The following is a 243-nucleotide window of genomic DNA, read 5'->3' on the forward strand; positions in this document are numbered from 1 at the left end:
GAGGAAGAATGAAGTTCATTTGTACTCTTTTTATGCTGCTAACGGCGCCATCTTATGCCGTGGTAAATTATCAGCGGCAGTCAGCTGAAGATTTATGTGAGATGGAATGGCGTATAACGGATAGAGCCGGTTCAACCGATACGGATGTATTTGAAATCGTATATGGTGAACTTACTGCTTTTAATGCAGCAGGGCATTCCTTGTCTGAATATTCGATAGATAAGGCTGACTTTGTGAAAGTAT

The 243-nt window shown here is 41.2% G+C and carries 1 protein-coding gene; it reads left to right on the forward strand.

All coding sequences use genetic code 11. The annotated features are described in order from the left end of the window. Positions 1 to 243 (forward strand): hypothetical protein (locus SB765_RS32915; RefSeq protein ID WP_410932933.1); only part of this gene is annotated, 243 nt, incomplete at both ends.

Source organism: Pseudomonas sp. SIMBA_067 (assembly GCF_046534675.1).
Taxonomy (GTDB): domain Bacteria; phylum Pseudomonadota; class Gammaproteobacteria; order Pseudomonadales; family Pseudomonadaceae; genus Aquipseudomonas; species Aquipseudomonas putida.